This window comes from Sorangium sp. So ce145 (assembly GCF_051525985.1).
In the GTDB taxonomy this organism is placed as follows: domain Bacteria; phylum Myxococcota_A; class Polyangia; order Polyangiales; family Polyangiaceae; genus Sorangium; species Sorangium cellulosum_B.
Map to the genome: position 1 here is coordinate 2,633,223 of NZ_CP150315.1, position 19,787 is coordinate 2,653,009.

The following is a 19,787-nucleotide window of genomic DNA, read 5'->3' on the forward strand; positions in this document are numbered from 1 at the left end:
GGTGCGCCATGCGCTTCGCCGGGGCGTGGGCCAGCCGGCGCGGCAGGGCCCGTCCCTCGTATCGTCGTGGATGCATTCCGCGCGCCTCTCGGCGCAGGGCGTGCGCCCCGGAGCCCGGGGCGAGGAGCAGCAGCCCGCCCGCCGCCGAGCGACGGCGTGAGGAGCCGTGAAGAAGCATGAGAATCGACGGCAACAGGCGCGATCCGGGTGCGGTCCCGGCGGCTCGCCGTGGCGGCGCCGCGGGTCGACGTCTTCCGGCTCGCCGATTGCAAAAGGCCCTTCATCGGCAGATGGCCGCGGGAGGAGGTCGCCATGGCCTGTCATCTGGAAGAATCGGACAAGCTGGTGTGGATCGAGGTCGAGGGGGGTGGCACCGAGCCACGGACGGTGCGCTGCCCGCGGCGGGCGGCGACGGTGGACGCGCGGGAGTGCTTCGCCTGCCCGCGCTACGCGACGCTCGCGATCCATCCGAGCGGGAAGAAGGTCTATCTCGTCTGCGAGCCGTTCGACGAGGAGCCGAGCGAGCCCTCGTAGCGGCGCGAGCGCCGGGAGCGCCCCTTACGACCTCCCGTCCCCGACGGCTGCGTTCACGCGGCGCGGGCGCCTCAGATCGCGCAGCTTCTCCAGCTCGAAGAACCCCGCGAACGCCACGCCGAGCAGCGGGTAGGGGAACAGGATCGCCATCGTGAGCAGCACGCCGAGGTGGAAGAGCCACGCGGCGCTGCAGAAGACGACCGCGACGCGCCGGCTGAACAGGGCGAGCGGCGCGCCGAGCTCCATCGCCAGGCTGGCGAGCGCGAGCGGCGGGAACAGGAACCGGTAGCGGACGAGCGCGCCGCCGAGCGGAGAGTGCGTGTCGCCGAGCGCGATCTTCCGGACGTTGTCGTAAGCGATGTAGTTGCGGAGGATGTCGCTCGTCGCCCAGTCGAGGCCGCTGTTGCGGAGCTTCGTGACTCCGGCGATGAAATACGACATCACCGTGATCGCGCAGAAGAGCCGGATCGGCCAGCCATAGCGGCCGTCCGGCGCCGGCGCCGGGGTGCCGGCGCGGCGCGCCGCGCGCGCGTCGAGCGAGTGCGCGTCCGCCGCGGCCCCGAGGCCGAGCGCGATGACGTGGAGCGCGAGGAGGTTCTCGGTGTGGAACACCATGCCCCAGGAGCTCCGGTAGCTCAGCACCCAGAGCAGGAGCGCGCCGAAGAGGGGCCCGGCGACGCGGAACCGGTAGCCCGCCACGAACGCCGCGCCGGCGGCGATCGCCGCGCCAAGGAGGCTCCGCACCGCCCAGAGGGGGAGCGGCGCGGACAGCACCGAGACCACGCCGACGGGCCTGAAACTCTCCAGGGGCAGGTGGCTCACCCGCTGGAAGTGCACCGCGCGGACGCAGAGGTACACGAGGGCGAAGCCGCCGACCAGGAGCCGCAAGAGCGCGAGCCGCTCGGCGGGCGCCTCGGCGAAGAAGGCGCGGTCGAGCCGCGCAAGGAGCCGCTTCATCGCGCGCCCACCTTGCACGTCGCGTGGAGCTTGGCGTCGATCGGGGCCTCCTGCCCCTCGAAGAACGCGACGGCATCGAAGGTGTCGGTCCGGATCTCGACCGCGACGACGTCCGCGTAGCGGTCCTCTTGCGCGACGCGCGCCGCGATGCCGCGGCAGAGCGCGCGGGCCGCGCGGGCGCCCTGGCGGATGCTCTGCGCCAGCGTGGCCTTGGCCTGCAGCACCTCCTCGCTGCCCACGAGGCGCGGCGGGATCGGCCGCCGCCCGCCCCGGGAGTCCACGCCGACGGCGCGCTCCACGGCGGTCCGCGCGTCGTGGCGGCCCCACGAGAACATCGGGTAGGTGGACAGCGGAAAGCTGTCCACCGGAGGGCGGCGGAACAGCGGGGCGAGCATGAGGAGCAGGAACGCGGCGGTCACGCCGTACGCGTACGCCCGGCGCTCGCCGAGGCGAGCGGCCCCGCGCGGGCTCGATCCACCGCCGGCCCCGGCGCCCACGGCGCCGCCCCGCGGGCTCGGTCCTCCGCCCGCGCCAGCGCTCGCGACGGCCTCTCCCTCGCCGCCCGCGCTCACAGAGGCCCCGCCGCCGGCGCGCTCCGCCCTGGCACGAGCCCGAGCATCCGGCCCCCATGGCCGAGCGCGGCCCAGGCGTGCTGCACGTAATCGATGCGGATCCGGGGAGACGCCATGCTCTCGCTGAAGCCCCCCTCGATGATCACGTCGCGGCTGCAGGCGAAGCAGGTCGCGGGCGACCACTGCTGCCGCACGAGGAACCCGAGCACCCGCCGCATCAGCGCCTGATCGGAAGCGAGGTCCTCGCCGCGCGCCTCCTTGACCGCCATCGCCGCGGCCAGCGCCTCGCCGAACCCCGCCGTCGCCGTGTTGTGCGGCGGCAGCACGTTGCCGAACCCGTACCCTCCCACGAGATCGGGCGTCACCTCGCTGTCCTCGTCGAGCACGAGCCGCGACTTGAACGCCACGTAATCGAGGCAGAACCGCTCGTAGTCGTCGCGGCGGTGGTGCCCGAGCGCCGCGCGCGCCGCGAGGCAGTGCCAGTTCTCCTCCATATACACGAAATCACTGGCGAAATGGTCCCAGTAGCGGTTCGCGTAGTAGTCCATGGCGCGATCGACGGCGGCGCGCACGGCGGCCGCGGGCGGGTACTCGGGGCTCGGCTCGCGGGCGGCGAGCGCCTCGAGCAGCGTCAGCGCGAGCACCGACTGGCCTCCCTCGTAGAGCTGCGTCGGGCCGAGGACGGGCGCGACGCGCGCGAGGTCGAGCTGCGGCGCGAAGCCGCCGTCGTCCCGCTGCGTGGCGAGCACCATGCGGGCGAGCCGCCCGATGAGCGCGTCGTGCGTGCCGTGCGCGTCGCGGCACGAGAGGAACGTGACAAGGCTCAGCGCCGTGGGGTTGAGGCCCGCGATCGTCCCGGGGCTGTCCTTGGGGTAGAAGAGCGCGCCGACGGAGTCGCCTTCGCCGGCCTTGCGCTCGAGCTTCGCGAGCAGCCCGAGCGAGCGCTGCACCACCTTCGCGAGCTCCGGCGACGTGGGCGCGCCCTCGGCGCCGACCCCGAGCTCGCACAGGGCGAGCGTCGTGCCGGCCTGCCGCGCGATCGAGAACCCGTCGAACGAGGCGCGCCCGGTGAACGGGTCGACGATGTAGCGGAACATGCCGTCCTTCCGCTGCGCCCCGAGGATGTAGCGCTGGGCCGCGGCCGCCGCCTGCTGCGCCGTCGCCTCGGTGAGCGGGACCGACGGCTCTCCGATCCGCGACAGGAGGTGGAGCGCGCCCTCGGCGTCGACGGCGTAGCTGAGCGTCTCGACCCGCACGAGGCCGTCCCGGAGCGCGGCGCCGCCGGCGGTGGGGCCGCCGGGCGGCTCGGGCTCGCCGAGGGCGCGGCGCAGGACCGCGAGGTCCACGCCGAAGCGGAAGTCGGGGACGCCGGCCAGCGGCGCATTGGTGTTGAACGCGTCGAGCGCGATGAGCTGCCACGGCATGAGGCACCGCTCCGCGAGGCAGAGGCCGTCGAGCCCGGGGCGCAGCGACAGCCCGTCGAGGCCCGGGCCGGGGGAGGCGAGCGGCTGCGTGGCCGAGACCACGTCGATCTTGAGCGGGCCGCGCAGGGCCTCGGCGAGCGCGCCGCGCAGCGCCGCCGCGGCGTCCTCGCCCGGCGCGGGCTGGAGGCAGCGGGTCGCGACGGCGGCGCGCTCGGGGTCGCGGCCGGGGGCGAGGTGGGTGACGACGAGGGTGGGGCGGCCGGGCTCCGGGGGCGCGGCGCACGCGGCCGGCGCCGTGGTCATGAGCGAGGGCGCCTTGGCCGGCGCCGGCGGGAGCGCGTCGAAGGAAGAGAGCGCCTCGCGCAGCGCCGCCCCGGTGCGCGACGGCGCGCCGCCCGGCACGGGCACGACGTCGGCCTTGGCGACGCGGTGACGGAAGAGCAGCGAGAGGGCGGCCAGGACGAGCAGCGCGGCGAGCGCGGAGAGCGCGGGCGAGGGCCGGCGCTTCGCGCGGAGCAGGCGGAGGCCGCCGGTCGAGGCGACGCCCCAGCACGCGAACGGCAGCGTGAGCAGCGTGACGACCGCCCAGACCGCGAGCAGCGCCGCCGCGATGCCGGTGCCGAGGCCGCGGTTCAGCGAGGCGACGTAGACGGCGGAGGAGAGGAGCCCGAAGCTCAGGAAGGCGAGGTAGCCGAGCGAGCAGAACGACGTCACGCGGAAGGCGCGCGGCGCGAGCGGGTGGGCGAGGAGCGAGAGGACGGCGGTCGCGGCGTGGAGCAGCGCGAGCGCGGCGGTGACCACGGCGAAGAGCGTCCACGGCCGGAAGGGGAGGGAGAGCGCGGCCCAGGCGAAGACGGGGGCGTGCAGGGCGCTGAGCAGCCCGACGGCCCAGTGGCGGGGCTGCGGGGGCGTGGAGGCGGCGCCGCGGCTGGCGAGTGTGGGGGATTCGGCCGGGGGGGCGCTGTCCTGGAGCGGCTCCGAGGGCGGGGGGGGATCGGTGTCGGGCGCCTGCATGGTGCGGCGACGCTTAACACGGCGCCTGGCGCGCACGATCACCGCCGTCGCTCGGCCGCGGCGTGAGGGGCGGGCGGGCCTCGTCGCGCTTGCGCGGGGCGGCGACCGCGGGCCCGGGGCCGAGGCGCGCGGTCTCCACGCCGAGGGCGCTTCGGAGGGCGAGATGCGTGGAGCCTTTGTTCGACTCAATCGGTGGCGCAGTGGATGAGGGCGCCGGCGTCCGCGCAGATCGCGGGCATCTCTGTTCCCCCGTTCCTGCAGGAGAGCCAGGCGACGTCGGCGAGGTGGTGGAGGCCGACCACCCGGCCCGTGCCGGCGTCGATGATCGGCGACCCGCTCGAGCCCCCTTCGCTGTCGCACGAGTAGCCGATCTGCGATCCGGAGAGCGTGCCGGAGTAGGTCTGATCGAGCGCGTCCACCTGGCAGCGGAGGGTATGCGCGTCATCCCTCCAGAACCCGATCTCTTTCGGGCGCCCAGCCGGGTGCTGGATGAAGTTGATGGGGTTGCCGACGCGGGGTGCCTTCGTCGTCGGGGTGAGCACGCCCCAGGTCGTCTGAGGGTTGCCCGGCAGCCCTATCAGCGTGTAATCGAGGCCGCCTCTGGAGCGGGTGCGGGTCCGGCTGTTGGTCTTGAGGAGGGAGCCGCCCACGAGGCCCTCGCCTGCCGCCACGGCCGCCGCCGTCGAGCTCTCGCAGGCCGTTCTCTGGTAACCAAAGCGGGTCTCGAGGCTGTTCGTCTCCTCCTGGGTGCTGATGCAATGGTTGTTGGTGATGAGCGTGGTTCGGTACTTGTCCTCGGTGGCGATCAGCCAGCCCGTGCACAGGTACATGCCCGTGCCGCGCGCGAAGAGCAGCCGCGCCACGGGCCTCTGCTGAACGTCGAGCTCCGGGTGACACACGATGGGTTCGCGACCCTCCGTGGCACACACGATATCCGGTGTGCCTCCGCCGGGCCTCCTCGCGAGGGCGACGCTGCCCGGCGTCGCCTCGCCCGATGTCACAGGATCCGGGGCGACCGCGATCGTCCCGTGGCCGATGTCCGCGATCGAGAACCCGTGGCCACCGCCGGTGCTGCTGTGCAGCTCGACGATCGCCGTCTCTCCGTCGATGGCGAACGCCCAGACGTCGCCGTCCCCGTTCGGGCCGCGGTCCTCGTACCGGAACGACTGCGCGCCGTCGGGGCTCGAGACGGTGACATAATCGCCCTTCGCGAGAGAGAAGTCGTTGAAGTGCACGCGCACGAACGTTGCGCCCGGCGAGGTGATCGCCTGCTTCCAGCCACCCGCGTACGGGTGGGACGTCTCGGCCGCATACGCGATGACGTCACCCGCCCGGAGCGGCTCGGGCGCCGTCTCGAGCTCCTCTGGGTCGTCGGTTCCGCCTGCGCCGGGAGCGTCCACGTTCCCAGCACACCCCGTGAGCGCGAGGAGCGACCCAGCGACCAGCATCTTTCTGTTCATTACAACCCCCCTTCGTCCAGAGTCACCGCATGGAAGCGGCGCAAGCGGACGAACCGCATAGGATAAGAGAGGATGGCGAGCCTGGCAAACACGCCGGCCCGCCGAGCGCCGGGGGTGTCGAGGTGCGGCTTGGGGTGCTAGGCCTCGAAGATCTCGCGCACGCGGCCGAGCTCTGCCGGCTCCACGAGCACTTCGAGCCTGTCGCCGGCCTCGAGGATCGTCTGGCCTCGGGGCACGACCGTCCCGCCCTCGCGGTGAATCGCGCGAATGAGCACGCCGGCGGGCAGGCCGAGCTCGGCGATACGCTTGCCGACGACGGCGGCCCCGGGCGCGAGCTCGAACGCGCGGGTCCTCGGCTCTGTGCCGGCGAGGGTGTGGGTCGTCGGATCGTAATGCGCCGCGAGCTCGTTCACCACGGTCTCCGGCGAGAGGGGCGTGTTGGTCGTGTAACCGGCGCGAGCGAGCAAGTGCGTCGCCACGGGCATCGTCAGCGCAACGAACGCGATGATGACGATGGCCCGGGTGGTGACGGCCGGGTCGTAGAAATGAAGGGCGGACGCCGAGATGATGCATGTCATCCCGAACACCGAGGCCTTCGATGTCACCTGGAGGCGCGTGAACAGGTCCGGCATGCGCAGGATGCCCACGGCCGCGAGCAGCATGAAGATGCATCCGACGACGAGGAGCGCGCCCTCGACGATAGCGAGGATCACGGCGCCTCCCCCTGCCGCTCGAGGTAATACGCGAACGCGATGGTGCCGAGGAAAAAGATGAGCGACAGCACCATCACCGCATCGAGGAGGACGCCGTGATTGGTCACCATCGCGTAGAGGGCGATGCCCCCGCTGCCGACCGTCGCCATGAGGTCCATGGCGATCACGCGGTCGGGGAGGCTCGGCCCGAGCAGGAGGCGGATGAACGCGACGACGAACGCCACCGTGACGACGGCGATCGCGACGAGCAAGAGCGGGGTCATCGGAAGAGCTCCTTCACGCGGCGCTCGAGGTCGCTCTTGATGGTCGCGCGCAGCGCGTCGGCGCTGTCCACGAACATCGCATGGACGAAGAGGACCGTGCGGTCGCCCGAGACGTCGAGGCCAAAGGTGCCGGGCGTCAGGGCGAGGAGGATCGTCAGCACGGTGATCTCGAAATCGGTCGTCAGATCCAGGGGGACCGCGACGATGCCGGGGCGGCTCTTTCGCCTGATCGAAATGACGTCGCGGGCGACCCTGAGGTTCGCCCGCACCATCTCTTTCGCATAGAAGAGCATGAACGACAGCACCCCTGGCAGCTTCTCGAAATAGGTCGTGGGGCCGATCAGGCGCCGGAGCCAGAGGAGCAAGAGGTACCCGAGGAGGAAGCCGAAGACGAGGCCCCCCGCGGTGGCGCGGCCGGTCAGGCCCACCCAGACGATCGCCAGGAACAGATTGAGAACGAGGGCTCTCATGGGTGACCCTCCCCCAGCACGGCGCGCACGTAGTCGGTCGGATCGGCGAGCTGCGCGGCCGCCCGCCGGACGACGGCGAGGAGCGGCTCGGGCGCCATTCCGAGCGTGACGCCCAGCGCGGTCAAGAGGACGACCGGCACGTACAGGAGCGCGCGACGCCGCGTCCCGCTCTCGCGCGGGGCGAGGTCGGCCCCGGCGGGCGCGGGCTTCCAGAAGGCCTCGTTCCATATCTTCGTCATCGAAATGAGGGTGACGAGGCCGACGGCGAGGCTCGTGGCGACGACGGCCGCGGCCCCGCGCGAGCCGACCTCGAGCCCCGATCGCACCAGGATGAGCTTGGCCCAGAAGCCTGACAGAGGCGGCATGCCGGCGAGCGAGAGGGCCGTGACGAGGAAGCAGGCGGAGAGCCCGGGGCTCCGCGCGAGGAGCCCGCCCTGGAGGTCGAGAGGGGCGTCTCTCCCCCCGGATCGCATGATCCCGCTGATGAGGAAGAGGTTCGACTTGATGATGGCGTGGTGCAAGACGAAGAAGATCGCCCCCGAGAGGGACGACAGCGTGAACAGGCCGAGGCCCATGACCATGTAGCCGACCTGGCTCACGCTGTGAAACGCGAGGATCCGCCGGACCTCCCGGTGGGACACCGCGCCGAGCACGCCGACGGCCATGGTGAAGGCCGCGATCCCGAGGAGGAGCGCGTGGGCGGCTCCCCCGTCGCTCACGAAAAGGAGGGTGAAGCTGCGCACGAGGGCGTAGACACCCACCTTCGTCAAGAGCCCCGCGAACAGCGCGGTGACCGTCACGGGGGGCGTGTGATACGAGTCCGGCAGCCAGAAGAAGAGGGGGAAGACAGCGGCCTTGATGCCGAACGCGACGAGGAAGATCATCGCGAGGGTGAACCGGATCGGCGGCGCGAGGCTCGGCAGCTTGAGCGAGAGGTCGGCCATGTTGAGGGCGTGCACGGATCCGTAGAGGATGCCGAGGCCGGTGAGGAAGAGGGCGCTCGAGATCAGGTTCATCGCGACGTACTTGATCGCGCCCTGCATCTGCGGTCGCTCGTTGCCGAGCACCAGGAGGACGAAGGACGCGATCAGCGTCACCTCGAACCAGACGTACAGATTGAAGAGGTCGCCGGTGACGAAGACCCCGTTCGTCCCCATCAGGAGCACGTGCATGAGCGGGTAGAACCCGTGCGCCCGCCGCCCGCGGTCGATGTCCGACAGGGAGTAGATCGACGTGGCGACCGCGATGACGCCCGAGAGCAGCACCATCAGCGCGGAGAAGAGGTCGGCCACGAAGGTGATGCCGTACGGCGCGGGCCAGCCCCCGAGCTGGGTCGATTGAATGCCTCCCCGGTGCACGGCGCGGAGCAAGGCGAACCCGACGGTGAGCTGAAGGACGCTCCCGGCGAGCCCGAGCGCGCGCTGCCTCCCCACGCGCCGGAAGGAGAGGAGCGAGAGGGCCGCCGTGGCCAGGGGGACGAGGACGGGCAGGACGAGGAGCACCTTCATGGGCGGGTCGATTCGAGAGAGTCGATGTCGTCGCTGCCCATCGTCCGATGAACGCGATGAAGGAGGACGACGGCGAACGCGACGACCGCGAAGCTGATGACGATCGCCGTCAGGATCAGCGCCTGGGCCACGGGATCGGCCGGCGGCGCGTGGAAGGCCCCCTCCCCCTTGGGGATCAGCGGGGGACGGCCGCGGACGACGCCGGCCGCCGTGAGAATGAGGAGGTTCGTCCCGTGCCCGAGCAGCACGAGGCCGAAGGCGAGCTTCACGATGCTGCGCCGGAGCATCAGAAACAGCCCCGACGCATAGAGCCCGCCGACGACGATCGCGAGGACGACCGTCATGAGCTCATCTCCGCGGCCATGAGGAGGATCATGAGCACCATGCCCATCACGGCGGCATACACGCCGACGTCGAACAGCACCGGCGTCCCGACCGCGACGTCGCCGAGCCCCGGCACGGGGACGGTCGCCCACACGCCTTGCAGGAAGGCTCCGCCGGCCACGAGCCCGACGACGCCCGAGAGCAGGATCGTCGAGAGCCCGAGCCCCATGAGCGTCTGGGGCGCGACGCGGAGCAGCCGCCGCGTCGAGGGGACGTCGTGAGCGAGGATGTGGAGCGAGAACGCCGCCGCGATGATGAGCCCGCCGAGGAACCCGCCCCCGGGCTCGTTGTGACCGCGGAGGAGCGCGTAGATCGAGACGATGATCAGGAGCACCATCAAGACCGGCGTGGCCGTGCGCAGGATGACGGAGGGCATGGCTCAGGCGCCCTTCCGCGCGCGGGTCGCGAGCAGGGCATAGACCCCGATCCCGGCCACGCAGAGGACCGTGGACTCGCCCAGCGTGTCCATCGCCCGGAAATCCACGAGGATCACGTTGACGATGTCCCGCCCGTGGGCCTCCGGGTATCCCTTCGCCACGAAGAACTCGCGCAGGATCGGCTCCGGCGAGAGCGTCGACGACATGAGGATCAACAGGGTCACCGTGGCCCCGAAGATCACGGAGACGATCGCGTCCGGGATCCACACGCGCGCGGGGGATCGGGGCACGAAGCGCGGCAGGTGGTGCAGGACGAGGACGAAGATGACGACCGTCAGCACCTCGACCATGATCTGCGTCAGCGCGAGATCGAGCGCGCTGAAGACCACGTAGACGAGCATGACGCAGAGGCCGATCGCGCCGAGCGCGGCGACGACGGCGAGGCGCGATTGCGTGCGCGTCGCCATGGCCGCGGACGCGAGGATCACGCCGGCGAGCACGAGCTCCGGGAGCTCCACCGTGAGCGACGGGATCGTGAAAGGGAGGCTCCGGAGCAGAGGCGTCCCGACGAGCACGACCGTCGTCAGGGCCGTGATGAGCAGATAGCGGCGCAAATGCCCCGTCTGGAGCTGCCCGGTCAGCCACTCCGCGAACCGGAGGAGCCCCGCGAAGGCAGCGTCGTACACGCGCGCAGGGCCCCAGGCTCCGAGCCGCGCGGCGGCGTCGAGGAGGCGCCCTTCGCGGCCGGAGAGGGCGCGGAAGAGCCCGAGGCCGGCGAGGAGCGTCGCGACGCTGAGCCCGAGTACGGGGGTGAGGCCGTGCCACAGGTGCAATTCGAGCGGCGCGGGCCGGGCGAGGATCGCGGTCGCCGCCGCGCTCGGGAGGTCGCCGAGGAGCCGCGGCGCCACCCCGAGGACGAGGCTCGCCGCGGCGAGCGTGGCTGGCCCGAGCCACAAGGACAGCGGCGCTTCGTGGGGGAGCGCGGGCGCCGCCGGAAGACCCCCGAAGAAGGGGCGATAGGCGACGATCAAGCTCACCACGACCAGGAGGGCGCTCGACAGGACCGCGGCCCCGGCGAGGACCGCCGTCATCGAGGGCGGCCCGAGGACGGCCTCGTAGAAGAGCTCTTTCGACAGGAAACCGAGGAGGGGCGGCGCCCCCGCGCTCGATATCGCCGCCAGCACGGCCGCCGTCGCGGTGATCGGCATGAGCCGCGCGAGGCCCCGCAAGCGGGTGACGTCGCGGGTCCCTGTCTCGTGGTCCAGGGTCCCCGCGGTCATGAAGAGCGCGCCCTTGTACAGCGAATGCGCGACCAGATAGACCACCGCCGCGGAGACGGCCGCCCGGGTCCCGATGCCGAGGAGCATCGTGAGCAGGCCGAGCACGCTCACGGTCGAATAGGCGAGGATCCGCTTGAGGTCCTTCTGCGTGACCGCGAGCGCCGCGCCCACCACCATCGTGGCGGCGCCGAAGCCCGTCACGACGAGGTACCATTGTCGCGTCGCGCCCAGCGTGGGATGCAGGCGCGCGAGCAGATAGACGCCGGCCTTCACCATCGTGGCCGAATGCAGGTAGGCGCTGACCGGCGTGGGCGCCTCCATCGCCCGAGGGAGCCAGAAATGAAAGGGCACCTGCGCTGATTTCGTGAAGGCCCCCGCGAGGACGAGGAGCAGGATCGGCAGGTAGAGGGGGCCTTCGCGGACGACGTCGCCCGAGAACCGCGAGATCTGCGTCTCTCCCGTGACCACGACGAGGAGGACGAGGCCCGCGAGCATGGCGAGCCCGCCGCCGCCCGTCACGAGGAGCGCCGTCAAGGCGGCTTTGCGCGCCTCCGGCCGCTCGTGGTCCCACCCGATGAGCAGATACGAGCTCACGCTCGTGAGCTCCCAGCACACGAAGAGGAGAATGACGTCGTCGGCGAGCACGAGGCCCGCCATGGATCCCGTGAACAGGAGCAGGTAGGCGTAAAACCGCCCGAGCCGCGGGTGCGAGCGCAGGTATTCGCTCGCGTACACGAAGATGAGCGCGCCGATGCCGCAGATGAGCCCGAGGAACACGAGCGAGAGCCCATCCAGCCTCACCGCGAGCGCCACGCCGAGCGACGGGATCCACGGCAGCGACGCGTGATGGGCCTCCCCCTCGGCGAAGGGCCCCGGGACGAACGGCGCCGCGGACACGAGCACCGCGAGCGGGAGCGCCGCGAAGAGCCAGCCGGCCGGGCGCCCGAGCCCGCGGTAGAGGGCCGGCGCCAGCAGCGCTCCGACGAACACGCTCAGGACAGCCCACAGCATCGCGGCAGGTTCCCCTTCGATGCCGGCGAGGGGCCGAGGCGTTCGGGCCTACGGCCTGCCGGGCGGGCTCGACGCGCTGCTTGCCCTCGTTCCCGCGGCGCCGGCGAGCGCGATCGGGCGAGCGCGCCGTGCCGAGCAGCCCGCCTCGTCGCGGCCGCGCGCTCGATGGATCTGCCGCGATGCGCGGCGGGCGCAGAGCATCGGAGGCGGCATGGATGCGCAGCGCGCCAAGGCGAGGCCCGCCGCCCGCCGCCCGCTCGCGGCGCTGCTCCTCGCAGCGCCGCTCCTCCTGGTGAGCTGCGGCCGGGCGCCCGCCGCCCGCCGGGTGGAGCCGCGCGTGCGGGCCGTCCTGGAGGCGCACGGCGCGCCTGCGCGCCCGGCGCCGCCGCCCGCGGAATCGGTCCCGCTGCTGCTCGTCGCCGACGCCGCGCCGAGCGCGCCCGCGCCCCTGAAGCGCCCGCCGGGAGCGGCGCTGCCGGCGCCGGAAGCCGTCGTGTCGGCGGCCGTGCCGTTCGCGCCGGGCGCGCTGCGCGACGTCCGGTTCATCCGCCTGCGCGACACGCGCGGCGCCGCGGTCCCGCTCCGCGCGAAGCCGCTCGCCGTCTGGCCCATGGGCCGCTCGATCCGCAGCGCGCTGCTCGTCTTCCGCGCGGCGCTCGCGCCCGGAGAACGAGCGATCTACACGCTGGATTTCGGCGCTCCTCCGCCATCGTCACCTTCGCAGCGCGCCGACGGCCCAGCCCCCCCGGCCCCCCGGCTCGCCCAGGTCCCGCAGCCCTTCCAGGTCCCTCGGGCGGCCGTGCTCGACGAGGCGCTCTTGCCGAACCCGGACGGCCCGATCGCGGCGGTGCTGCCGCCGTCGTGGTACGCGGCGAGCCTCGTGTCCGGGCCGCAGCTGCCGGCCATGGACGATCGCCGCTTCCCCGGCTTCGAGGCCGGCATCGAGGGCGCGCTCGCCCGCATGACGCCCGCCTACGACGCGTACGGCGTCAGCTGCGCGGCCCCGTACCGCACGTACTACGACGGCCCGCACGCGCTCTACCAGCGCTTCCTCCGCAACGGCGACGCCGCGCGCTACCGGCGCGCGCGCGCCGAGGCCGTCTGGTACCGGCAGCACGAGCTCAGGTTCTCGCCCGATCGCCGCCTCGCGGTCCACGTCTGCGAGCGCGACGACTGGAGCCCGGCGGCGCCCCTCTCCTGGCAAGTCCTCCGGCGCATGCTCGGTCAGGGGATGGTCGACGACTACCTGCTCACCGGCGATCCGGCGGCCAGGGAGGCGGTCCTCGCCATGGGCGAGGCCCTCCGGCAGAACCAGGCCGCGCTCACGGGCGGAAGGGAAGACGTACTGCGCGTGACCGAGCGCAACATGGCCTGGGTGATGATGACCCTGTCGAGCTACTACGCGCTCGACCCGAGGCCGGAGCTCCTGTCGACGCTGCGCGGGCTCGCGGATCGCACGGTCGCGTGGCAGCGGCAGGGCGCGTCGGGCGCGTTCGAGCACGACCTGACCCGCGCCGACCCGTCGGAGTGCGAGCGCGGCCCGCGCGGCGGCTCGCCGTTCATGACCGCGCTGCTCGTCGACGCGCTCATGGACTACCACGCGCTCACCGGCGACCCGCGCGTCCGCGAGGTGGTCGCGCGCGCGGCAGGCTGGCTCGCCGAGCGCGCCATCACCTCGGACGGGCGCGCGTTCCGGTACCTGTGGGGCTGCGAGACCGACGCGTACGACGACAGCGAGACCGCCGACCTCAACCTGCTGATCGTGCCCGTGTTCGGCGCCGCCTACGCGCTGACGCGCGAGCCGCGGTGGATCGAGGTGGGCGACGCGCTGGCCGACGTCGGCGTGAAGGAGATGCTGGTGAAGGAGCCCAAGCACTGGAACCAGGCGATGCGCGCGTTCGGGCGCTACCTGGGGTACCGGGCGGCGCTCCCCGGCGCGGCGAGCGAATGGCAGCGATCTGCCGGTCGTCAATAATGGCCGTTCCTGCGCCCGGTCGCGGCGTTGTTGCGGGCGTGATTGCCGCTTTCGTGCAGGCCCGCCACGCCGTCGCCGGCCTGCCGGAGCGCATAGCCGATGCCGCTCTGGAGCGTCCCCTTGGTCACCACGGCGCCGAGATCGACGCCCAGATCGATGAGCGTCTGCGCCAGCTCGGCGCGGATGCCGGTGATCACCGTCTTCGACCCGAGCAGCCGCAGCGCCGTCGCCGTGCTCATCAGCGTGCTCGCGACGGCCGAGTCGAGCACCGTCACCCCGGTGACGTCGATGATGACGACCTTCGCCCGGTTCACCTGGACGCCGTTCAGCGCCGCCTCGAGCGCCTGCTGCGCTCGCGCGGAGTCGATCGTCCCGATGAGCGGCATCACCATGATATGATCGGTGATCGGGATGAGCGGCGTCGAGAGCTCGGCGAGCCGGGCGCTCTGCGCGTCGATGACCTCCGCCTGCAGCGCGGCGCGCTCCTCCTCGGCCCGGGCGCGCTCCTCCTCGGCCCGGGCGCGCTCCACGAGCTCCCGCTGCAGGCGCTCGTTCGTCTGGCGGAGCTCCTCCGTCTGGCGCGCCACCTCGGTCTCCAGGCGCTCGTTCGAGCGGCGGAGCTCGGACGTCATGTCCGCCAGGTGCCCGTAGAGCAGGGCGTTCTTCACGGCCACCGCCGCCTGGGAGGCCAGGAGCCCGAGCGTCTCCAGCTGCGTCGCGAGCAGCGGCTCCGGCGCCGCGTCGCCCTCGATGTAGAGGACGCCGATCAGCTCGCCCTGGCACAACATGGCCAGGCAGAGGATCGATCTCGGCCCCTTCCCGGCGAGGTACTGCGCGTCCTCCGGGCGAGCGTCGCGGCCCGTGTCCCAGACGAAGACCGATTGACGGGTCCTCGCGACCTCCTCCACGAGCGACGCCGCGAGATCGGCGCCCGGGCCCACCGGCGTCGAGAGCCCGAGCACCACCGTGTCCGGCTCGCTCGTGATCGACGCCTCGATCACCAGCCCGGACTCGCGCGAGAGGACGAGGACGCACTTCCGCGCGCCGGCGTGCTCCAGCGTGAGCCGCATCAGCCGGTCGAGCACGTCGTCGAGGACGATCTCGCCAGAGACCGCCTGCGCCGCGCGGATGACCGTCGCCATCTGCGCCTGCGCCTGCGTGAGCCCCTCGAGCGCGCGCTCCAGCGCGACCGTGCGCTCTCCCACGCGCCTCTCCAGCTCCTGCGTGAGCCGCTGCAAGGCCGCCTCCGCCGCGATCCGCTCGTCCACCTGCGCGGCGAGGCGCATCGTCAGCCTCCTGAGCTTGGTGTGCACCCGGACGCGCGCGAGCAGCTCCTCGTCCAGGAACGGCTTGGCGAGGTAATCGACGGCCCCGAGGTTCAGGCCCTTCACCCGGTCCGCAGACAGGTCCGTGCTCGCCGTCATGAAGATGACGGGGATCGCGGCCGTGGCCGGGTCTCCCTTCAGCCGGCGGCACGTCTCGAATCCATCCATCCCATCCATCTTCACGTCGAGCAGGATGAGATCCGGCATCCCCTCCCGCGCGAGCCGGAGGGCGCGCGCGCCGTCCACCGCCACCGCGACCTCGAAGCCTGAGCCCGTCAGGGTATCGGACAAGAGACCGAGGTTCCTCGGGTTGTCGTCCACGATGAGTATCGTCCCGGCTTCACTGGCATCCATCGTTCTACCCTCCAGGTCGCGCGCGCTCCCCCTGCCACGACCAAGGCGCGCGCCGTCCAAGCAACGTCAATCGCGTAGGTGCATCTTGATGAAATCTTCCACGGCTTCCATCTTGAAATCCTGCATCAGGCGGCGCAGGTGCCTGCAGAACGGCGCGAGCGTCGGATCGGCGCGATCGAGCCTGTCCAGGTGCTTCTGGAGCTGGTGGAAGAGCCCCCTGTGCGCGAGATCGAAGAGGAGCCGCAGCTCCTCGGCGGCGGGGACGAGCACCGGGAGATCTGCGCCGCCGGGGAGCTCGGGTGAGCTCGGGTCGCGGGGGGCGCCGGCGGGCGCCTCGCCCATTGCGCCAGGATCGCCCTGCTGCTCGTAGATCCACGAGAGCCCGAGGTGCCGCTGGATCTTGTCGTAGAGCTCCTCCAGCTGCAGCGGCTTCGGGAGGAAATCGTCGGCGCCCGCGGCCAGGCTCTTGTCCTGATCGGAGAGGAAGACGCTCGCGGACGACGCGAAGATCTTCAATCCTGCTCGATCCGGCGCCTTCCGGAGCAGCTGGATCATCTCCCAGCCGTCGAGCTCCGGCATCGCGAGGTCCGTGATCACCAGGTCGAACTCGCGCTCCGACGCCGCCGCGAGGCCCTCCTTGCCGTCCGTGGCCTCGGACGTCTCGAACCCGACGGACTGCAGCATTTTCACCAGCACCGCGCGGTTCTCGGGCTGGTCGTCGACCACGAGGACCCGCCGCCGCCTGCCCTCGTAATCGACGATCGCCGACGCGGGCCGGAGCGCCGTGGCCTGGGTTCGCCGGGGCGACTCGGCGAGGATCACGTCCATCCAGAACACGCTCCCCTTGCCGGGCTCGCTCCTCACCTCGATGGAGCTGCCGAGCAGCTTCATGATGCGCTGGCTGATCGCGAGCCCGAGCCCCGTCCCGTCGACGCGGCGCTTGCCGTCGCTGGCTTGCTTGAACGGGAGGAAGATCTGGTCGAGCTGATCCGGGCTGATGCCCGTCCCGGTGTCCTCGATCTCGAAGCGCACCCGGTGCGTCCTGCGCGGTGCGCTCTGGTTCGCGGCGGAGTCCGGCGCGGAGCCGTACGGCGGGCGCGGCCCGTCGCCCAGCCGCTTGATCGTGAAGGAGACGCGGCCCTTCTCGGTGAACTTCACGGCGTTGCCGAGCAGGTTGATGAGCACCTGCCGCAGCCGCCGCTCGTCGGCGACCACGTCGGTGGGGAGCTCGGGATCGGGCGTATACACGAGCGCGATGCCCTTCTCCTCGGCGCGGATGCGGCAGATCTCGGCCGTCGATCGCAGGAACGAGGGCAGGTGGAAATCGTTCGCGTGGGCCTCCATCGCCTGCGCCTCGATCTTCGCCAGATCGAGGACGTCGTTGATCAACGTGAGCAGGTGGGCGCCGGAGCGATGGATGACGTCGATCCCGCGCAGGTCCTGCTCGCTCAGCCCCCGCGAGCGCCGGAGGATCTGCGCGTAGCCGAGGATGCCGTTGAGCGGCGTCCTGAGCTCGTGGCTCATGTTGGCGAGGAAGTCGCTCTTCGCCTTGTTGGCGGCGTCCGCGGCGACCTTCGCCTCCTTCAGCTCGGCCGTGCGCTGCTCGACGCGGTGTTCGAGCTCCTCGAACGACCCCTGGATCTGGCGCGCCATCTGGTTGAAGGCCTCCGCCAGCGTGCCCATCTCGTCGTGGGACCGCACCTCGACCGCGGTGTCGAGCTTCCCGCTCGCCAGCTGCGACGCCGCCTGGGCGAGGCGGGTGATCGGCCTCGTCAGGACCTGCGACATCACGACGGCGACCGCCGTGACGATCGCGGCGATCAGCGAGGCGAGCAGCAATGCGTCGCGCGTCGTCCTCTCCTCGATGGGCTCGAGGAACGCCGCCTCCGGCCGCACGAACGCCACGGTCCACGGAGGCTTCTTCATGCCGTCGAAGGCGCTCACGCGCGCGAGGGCCACCGCGCTCATGGGGGCGTCCCTCCCGGCCATGCGGGCCTGCAGGAAGCGGCTCGCCGTCGAGGTCGCGTCCTGCTCGCGCTCGAACCGGCGCAGCCCCTCGTCGAAGGCCTGCACGTCGGTCGACAGCTCCGCGGCCGGCCTGTCCGGCAGGCGCCGCTCCGCCTTGAGCCGGCCTTCGAGCTCGGGGGCGAGCGGCACAAGCGACTTGAACACGAGCTCCGGGGAGCGCCCGTGCGCCAGGCGGACGTGGTGCTCGTCGAGGAGGATCGCGAACGCGTCCGACGCCTCCAGGAGGCGCGTCTGGGCGAGGATGATCCGCTGGACGGCGGACAGGTTGTAGGTGCACCGGAGCACGCCGATCGTCCTCTTCTTGTTCAGCGCGTCGCGGACGGGGCTGCTGAAGACGAGCTGGGGCACGTCGCCGGCGAACACGACCGACGACGCGTACGGCAGGCCCGTCTCCACCGCGCGGACGAAGTAGTCCCTCCTGGATTCGTCCCTCTCCGCGGGCGCCTGCACCGTGTCGAGGACGTTGTGCCCGCGCTCGTCGAGCAGCGCATAGGAGAGGATGTTGATCGTGTCCTTCCGGATGAGGCCGTGCAGCGTCCTCGACGCGAACGCATGCGCCTCGCTTCCGCTCCTCCGGGCCTCGTCGTCGAGGCTCAGGTAGCTCGTCAACCCGGGCAGGCGAGCCTCGACGCGGACCGCGTCCAGGTTGCTCTCGATGAAGTCGTCGACGCTGGTCGCGGCCTGCGACGCGGCCGCGGCGAGCGCCTGGTTGGCGCTCTCGGTCAACACCATCTCGTTCGTCCGCTTGTTCAGCAGCGTGAGGATCGAGAGCGGCGCGAGCGCGACCGTCAAGAGCGCCACGATCAGCTTCATGCGGAGGGTGATGAGCGGGGCCTGCTGCTGCATTGCGCGACTCATGGCGTTCGTCGAACCTCCGTGGCGATGCTCCCAGGTGCTCCGCGGGCCGCGGCGGTCACTCGCGGCTCGTGGCGGGCGGCAGGAAGGACGAATCGAAGATGTTGTCGAGGTCCGGGCGGCGCCCCAGCTGCCCGTCCTGGACGAGAAAATCGACGTGCTTGTTGACGAGCGGGGCCAGCGACGTGGGGTCGTTGTTCGGGGCGAACCTCCGTCGGACCTCCTCCAGCGAGAAGAGCTCGTACCCGTCCGTGCTGATGTCCGAGGCCGGGATCTTGAGCGCCTTCGCGATGATCTCGTTGCCCTCCTGCGGGTGGGCCTTCCAGAACTCGACGGCCTGGAACCACGCCCGGATGAAGGCGCGGACGTCGTCGGGCCGGTCGCGCAGCACCGCGCCGCGGAACATCGTGAAATCGGCGAAGAGCCCGGGCGTCTCCTTGCTCGAGAAGATCGCCTTGGCGCCTGCCTTCCCTGCTTGCGTCGCGTAGGGCTCCCAGGTGTGCGCGGCCTGGATGGTGTTGTTCGACAGGAACGGGATGACGTCCGTCTCGCTCGCGTTGACCAGCGTCACGTCGTCGATGGCGAGGCCGCTCCTCTCCAGCATCTCGCTGACCAGCATCTCGCCCAGCGCGCCGGTCTTGGCCGCGATCTTCTTCCCCTTGAGATCGGAGATCGTCTGGATCTCCGGCCGCGCCATGATGACGTCGGCGCCCGCTGTCTGGCCCAGGTAGAGGACGACCCGCGCGTCCGGCTCCTTCGCGAGGATGCGCACGACGACCTCCATGGTCCACGGCAAGCCGTCGACCTTGCCCGCGGTGAAATCGGAGATCATGCCGTAGAGATCCGGGTTGAAGACGAGCTCGACGTTCACCCCTTGCTGGTCGAAGAAGCCCTTCTCCTCGGCGATCGACTGCGGGAAGAACCCGACCCAGTAGCCGTGGCTGACCCGGAGCGGCGGCCGCGCCTCCTTGCCCCGATCGCCGAGCGGGGGATCCGGCTGGCACGCCGAGGCGAGGACGGACAGCGCGGAGACCGCGAACCAGCCGATGGTGCGTCGCGCAGCCGATGTCTTCATGGTCTCTCGGGGCTCCTTATCGGGGCGTGTCCTGCGGGCCGCGCGCGCCGCCCGGCGGCGCGACAGCGCGGAATGCGCGCCGATCGCCGCGCGCCGTGCTCCCGGCGCCGAGACGACGGCCCGGCTGCGAGGCCCCCCTGCATGTTGCGCAGCCTACCATGAACCGCCGCGGCGCCGCGACGCTCTGCGACCGGATCACGGCGATCCG

16 protein-coding genes are annotated in these 19,787 nt (G+C 71.7%); 2 read left to right on the top strand and 14 right to left on the bottom strand.

Going from position 1 to position 19,787, the window contains the following annotated elements:
• Window positions 1–312 precede the first annotated feature (312 nt).
• Entirely contained in the window at window positions 313–534 is a 222-nt protein-coding gene (locus tag WMF34_RS10095; RefSeq protein ID WP_012234561.1) for a hypothetical protein, read from the top strand.
• Window positions 535–558: 24 nt separating this feature from the next.
• Here WMF34_RS10095 and WMF34_RS10100 read toward each other — a convergent pair whose 3' ends face one another.
• The 11 genes from WMF34_RS10100 to WMF34_RS10150 form a co-directional block, all read right to left on the bottom strand.
• Window positions 559–1,491 carry an HTTM domain-containing protein gene (locus WMF34_RS10100; RefSeq protein WP_437993140.1) on the bottom strand — a complete coding sequence of 311 codons (933 nt, stop codon included), beginning with the start codon at window positions 1,489–1,491 and terminating at the stop codon, window positions 559–561.
• Window positions 1,488–2,063: a hypothetical protein gene (locus tag WMF34_RS10105; protein WP_437993141.1), complete on the bottom strand. Its 576-nt coding sequence runs from the start codon at window positions 2,061–2,063 to the stop codon at window positions 1,488–1,490. The genes WMF34_RS10100 and WMF34_RS10105 overlap by 4 nt, the downstream gene beginning before the upstream one ends.
• Entirely contained in the window at window positions 2,060–4,501 is a 2,442-nt protein-coding gene (locus WMF34_RS10110; protein WP_437993142.1) for a hypothetical protein, read from the bottom strand. Before WMF34_RS10110 ends, WMF34_RS10105 begins: the two co-directional genes overlap by 4 nt.
• A gap of 185 nt (window positions 4,502–4,686) precedes the next feature.
• The gene (locus WMF34_RS10115) at window positions 4,687–5,961 is read right to left on the bottom strand and encodes a trypsin-like serine peptidase (protein WP_437993143.1); all 1,275 of its coding nucleotides are present in this window, start codon (window positions 5,959–5,961) and stop codon (window positions 4,687–4,689) included.
• 137 nt (window positions 5,962–6,098) lie between these two features.
• Window positions 6,099–6,674: a monovalent cation/H(+) antiporter subunit G gene (gene mnhG / locus WMF34_RS10120; RefSeq protein ID WP_012234566.1), complete on the bottom strand. Its 576-nt coding sequence runs from the start codon at window positions 6,672–6,674 to the stop codon at window positions 6,099–6,101.
• On the bottom strand, window positions 6,671–6,937 hold the full coding sequence (locus WMF34_RS10125; RefSeq protein WP_012234567.1) for a monovalent cation/H+ antiporter complex subunit F: 267 nt from the start codon (window positions 6,935–6,937) through the stop codon (window positions 6,671–6,673). The genes mnhG and WMF34_RS10125 overlap by 4 nt, the downstream gene beginning before the upstream one ends.
• Window positions 6,934–7,407: a Na+/H+ antiporter subunit E gene (locus WMF34_RS10130; RefSeq protein ID WP_012234568.1), complete on the bottom strand. Its 474-nt coding sequence runs from the start codon at window positions 7,405–7,407 to the stop codon at window positions 6,934–6,936. Before WMF34_RS10130 ends, WMF34_RS10125 begins: the two co-directional genes overlap by 4 nt.
• Window positions 7,404–8,915, bottom strand: a complete 1,512-nt coding sequence (locus WMF34_RS10135; protein WP_437993144.1) for a proton-conducting transporter transmembrane domain-containing protein — start codon at window positions 8,913–8,915, stop codon at window positions 7,404–7,406. Before WMF34_RS10135 ends, WMF34_RS10130 begins: the two co-directional genes overlap by 4 nt.
• The gene (locus WMF34_RS10140) at window positions 8,912–9,259 is read right to left on the bottom strand and encodes a Na+/H+ antiporter subunit C (RefSeq protein WP_012234570.1); all 348 of its coding nucleotides are present in this window, start codon (window positions 9,257–9,259) and stop codon (window positions 8,912–8,914) included. Before WMF34_RS10140 ends, WMF34_RS10135 begins: the two co-directional genes overlap by 4 nt.
• Entirely contained in the window at window positions 9,256–9,675 is a 420-nt protein-coding gene (locus tag WMF34_RS10145) for a Na+/H+ antiporter subunit B (RefSeq protein WP_012234571.1), read from the bottom strand. The genes WMF34_RS10140 and WMF34_RS10145 overlap by 4 nt, the downstream gene beginning before the upstream one ends.
• A 3-nt stretch (window positions 9,676–9,678) precedes the next feature.
• Window positions 9,679–11,967 carry a putative monovalent cation/H+ antiporter subunit A gene (locus tag WMF34_RS10150; protein ID WP_437993145.1) on the bottom strand — a complete coding sequence of 763 codons (2,289 nt, stop codon included), beginning with the start codon at window positions 11,965–11,967 and terminating at the stop codon, window positions 9,679–9,681.
• A 211-nt stretch (window positions 11,968–12,178) separates the two neighbouring features.
• Between WMF34_RS10150 and WMF34_RS10155 the strand changes: the two genes are divergently transcribed.
• On the top strand, window positions 12,179–13,942 hold the full coding sequence (locus WMF34_RS10155) for a hypothetical protein (RefSeq protein ID WP_437993146.1): 1,764 nt from the start codon (window positions 12,179–12,181) through the stop codon (window positions 13,940–13,942).
• Here WMF34_RS10155 and WMF34_RS10160 read toward each other — a convergent pair.
• The 3 genes from WMF34_RS10160 to WMF34_RS10170 form a co-directional block, all read right to left on the bottom strand.
• A complete protein-coding gene (locus WMF34_RS10160; RefSeq protein WP_437993147.1) occupies window positions 13,936–15,621 on the bottom strand; it encodes a response regulator in 1,686 nt (561 codons plus the stop codon). The two genes, WMF34_RS10155 and WMF34_RS10160, sit on opposite strands and share 7 nt — an antisense overlap.
• A gap of 66 nt (window positions 15,622–15,687) precedes the next feature.
• On the bottom strand, window positions 15,688–18,507 hold the full coding sequence (locus tag WMF34_RS10165; RefSeq protein ID WP_437993148.1) for an ATP-binding protein: 2,820 nt from the start codon (window positions 18,505–18,507) through the stop codon (window positions 15,688–15,690).
• 55 nt (window positions 18,508–18,562) lie between these two features.
• The gene (locus WMF34_RS10170) at window positions 18,563–19,579 is read right to left on the bottom strand and encodes an ABC transporter substrate-binding protein (RefSeq protein WP_012234576.1); all 1,017 of its coding nucleotides are present in this window, start codon (window positions 19,577–19,579) and stop codon (window positions 18,563–18,565) included.
• Window positions 19,580–19,787 lie beyond the last annotated feature (208 nt).

Excerpts from the sequence above, each read along its gene's own strand:
- WMF34_RS10095 (WP_012234561.1), top strand. The coding sequence starts at position 313 with ATGGCCTGTCATCTGGAAGAATCGGACAAGCTGGTGTGGATCGAGGTC.
- WMF34_RS10100 (WP_437993140.1), bottom strand. The coding sequence starts at position 1,491 with ATGAAGCGGCTCCTTGCGCGGCTCGACCGCGCCTTCTTCGCCGAGGCG.
- WMF34_RS10110 (WP_437993142.1), bottom strand. The coding sequence starts at position 4,501 with ATGCAGGCGCCCGACACCGATCCCCCCCCGCCCTCGGAGCCGCTCCAG.
- WMF34_RS10115 (WP_437993143.1), bottom strand. The coding sequence starts at position 5,961 with ATGAACAGAAAGATGCTGGTCGCTGGGTCGCTCCTCGCGCTCACGGGG.
- WMF34_RS10125 (WP_012234567.1), bottom strand. The coding sequence starts at position 6,937 with ATGACCCCGCTCTTGCTCGTCGCGATCGCCGTCGTCACGGTGGCGTTC.
- WMF34_RS10130 (WP_012234568.1), bottom strand. The coding sequence starts at position 7,407 with ATGAGAGCCCTCGTTCTCAATCTGTTCCTGGCGATCGTCTGGGTGGGC.
- WMF34_RS10135 (WP_437993144.1), bottom strand. The coding sequence starts at position 8,915 with ATGAAGGTGCTCCTCGTCCTGCCCGTCCTCGTCCCCCTGGCCACGGCG.
- WMF34_RS10140 (WP_012234570.1), bottom strand. The coding sequence starts at position 9,259 with ATGACGGTCGTCCTCGCGATCGTCGTCGGCGGGCTCTATGCGTCGGGG.
- WMF34_RS10145 (WP_012234571.1), bottom strand. The coding sequence starts at position 9,675 with ATGCCCTCCGTCATCCTGCGCACGGCCACGCCGGTCTTGATGGTGCTC.
- WMF34_RS10150 (WP_437993145.1), bottom strand. The coding sequence starts at position 11,967 with ATGCTGTGGGCTGTCCTGAGCGTGTTCGTCGGAGCGCTGCTGGCGCCG.
- WMF34_RS10155 (WP_437993146.1), top strand. The coding sequence starts at position 12,179 with ATGGATGCGCAGCGCGCCAAGGCGAGGCCCGCCGCCCGCCGCCCGCTC.
- WMF34_RS10160 (WP_437993147.1), bottom strand. The coding sequence starts at position 15,621 with ATGGATGCCAGTGAAGCCGGGACGATACTCATCGTGGACGACAACCCG.
- WMF34_RS10165 (WP_437993148.1), bottom strand. The coding sequence starts at position 18,507 with ATGAGTCGCGCAATGCAGCAGCAGGCCCCGCTCATCACCCTCCGCATG.
- WMF34_RS10170 (WP_012234576.1), bottom strand. The coding sequence starts at position 19,579 with ATGAAGACATCGGCTGCGCGACGCACCATCGGCTGGTTCGCGGTCTCC.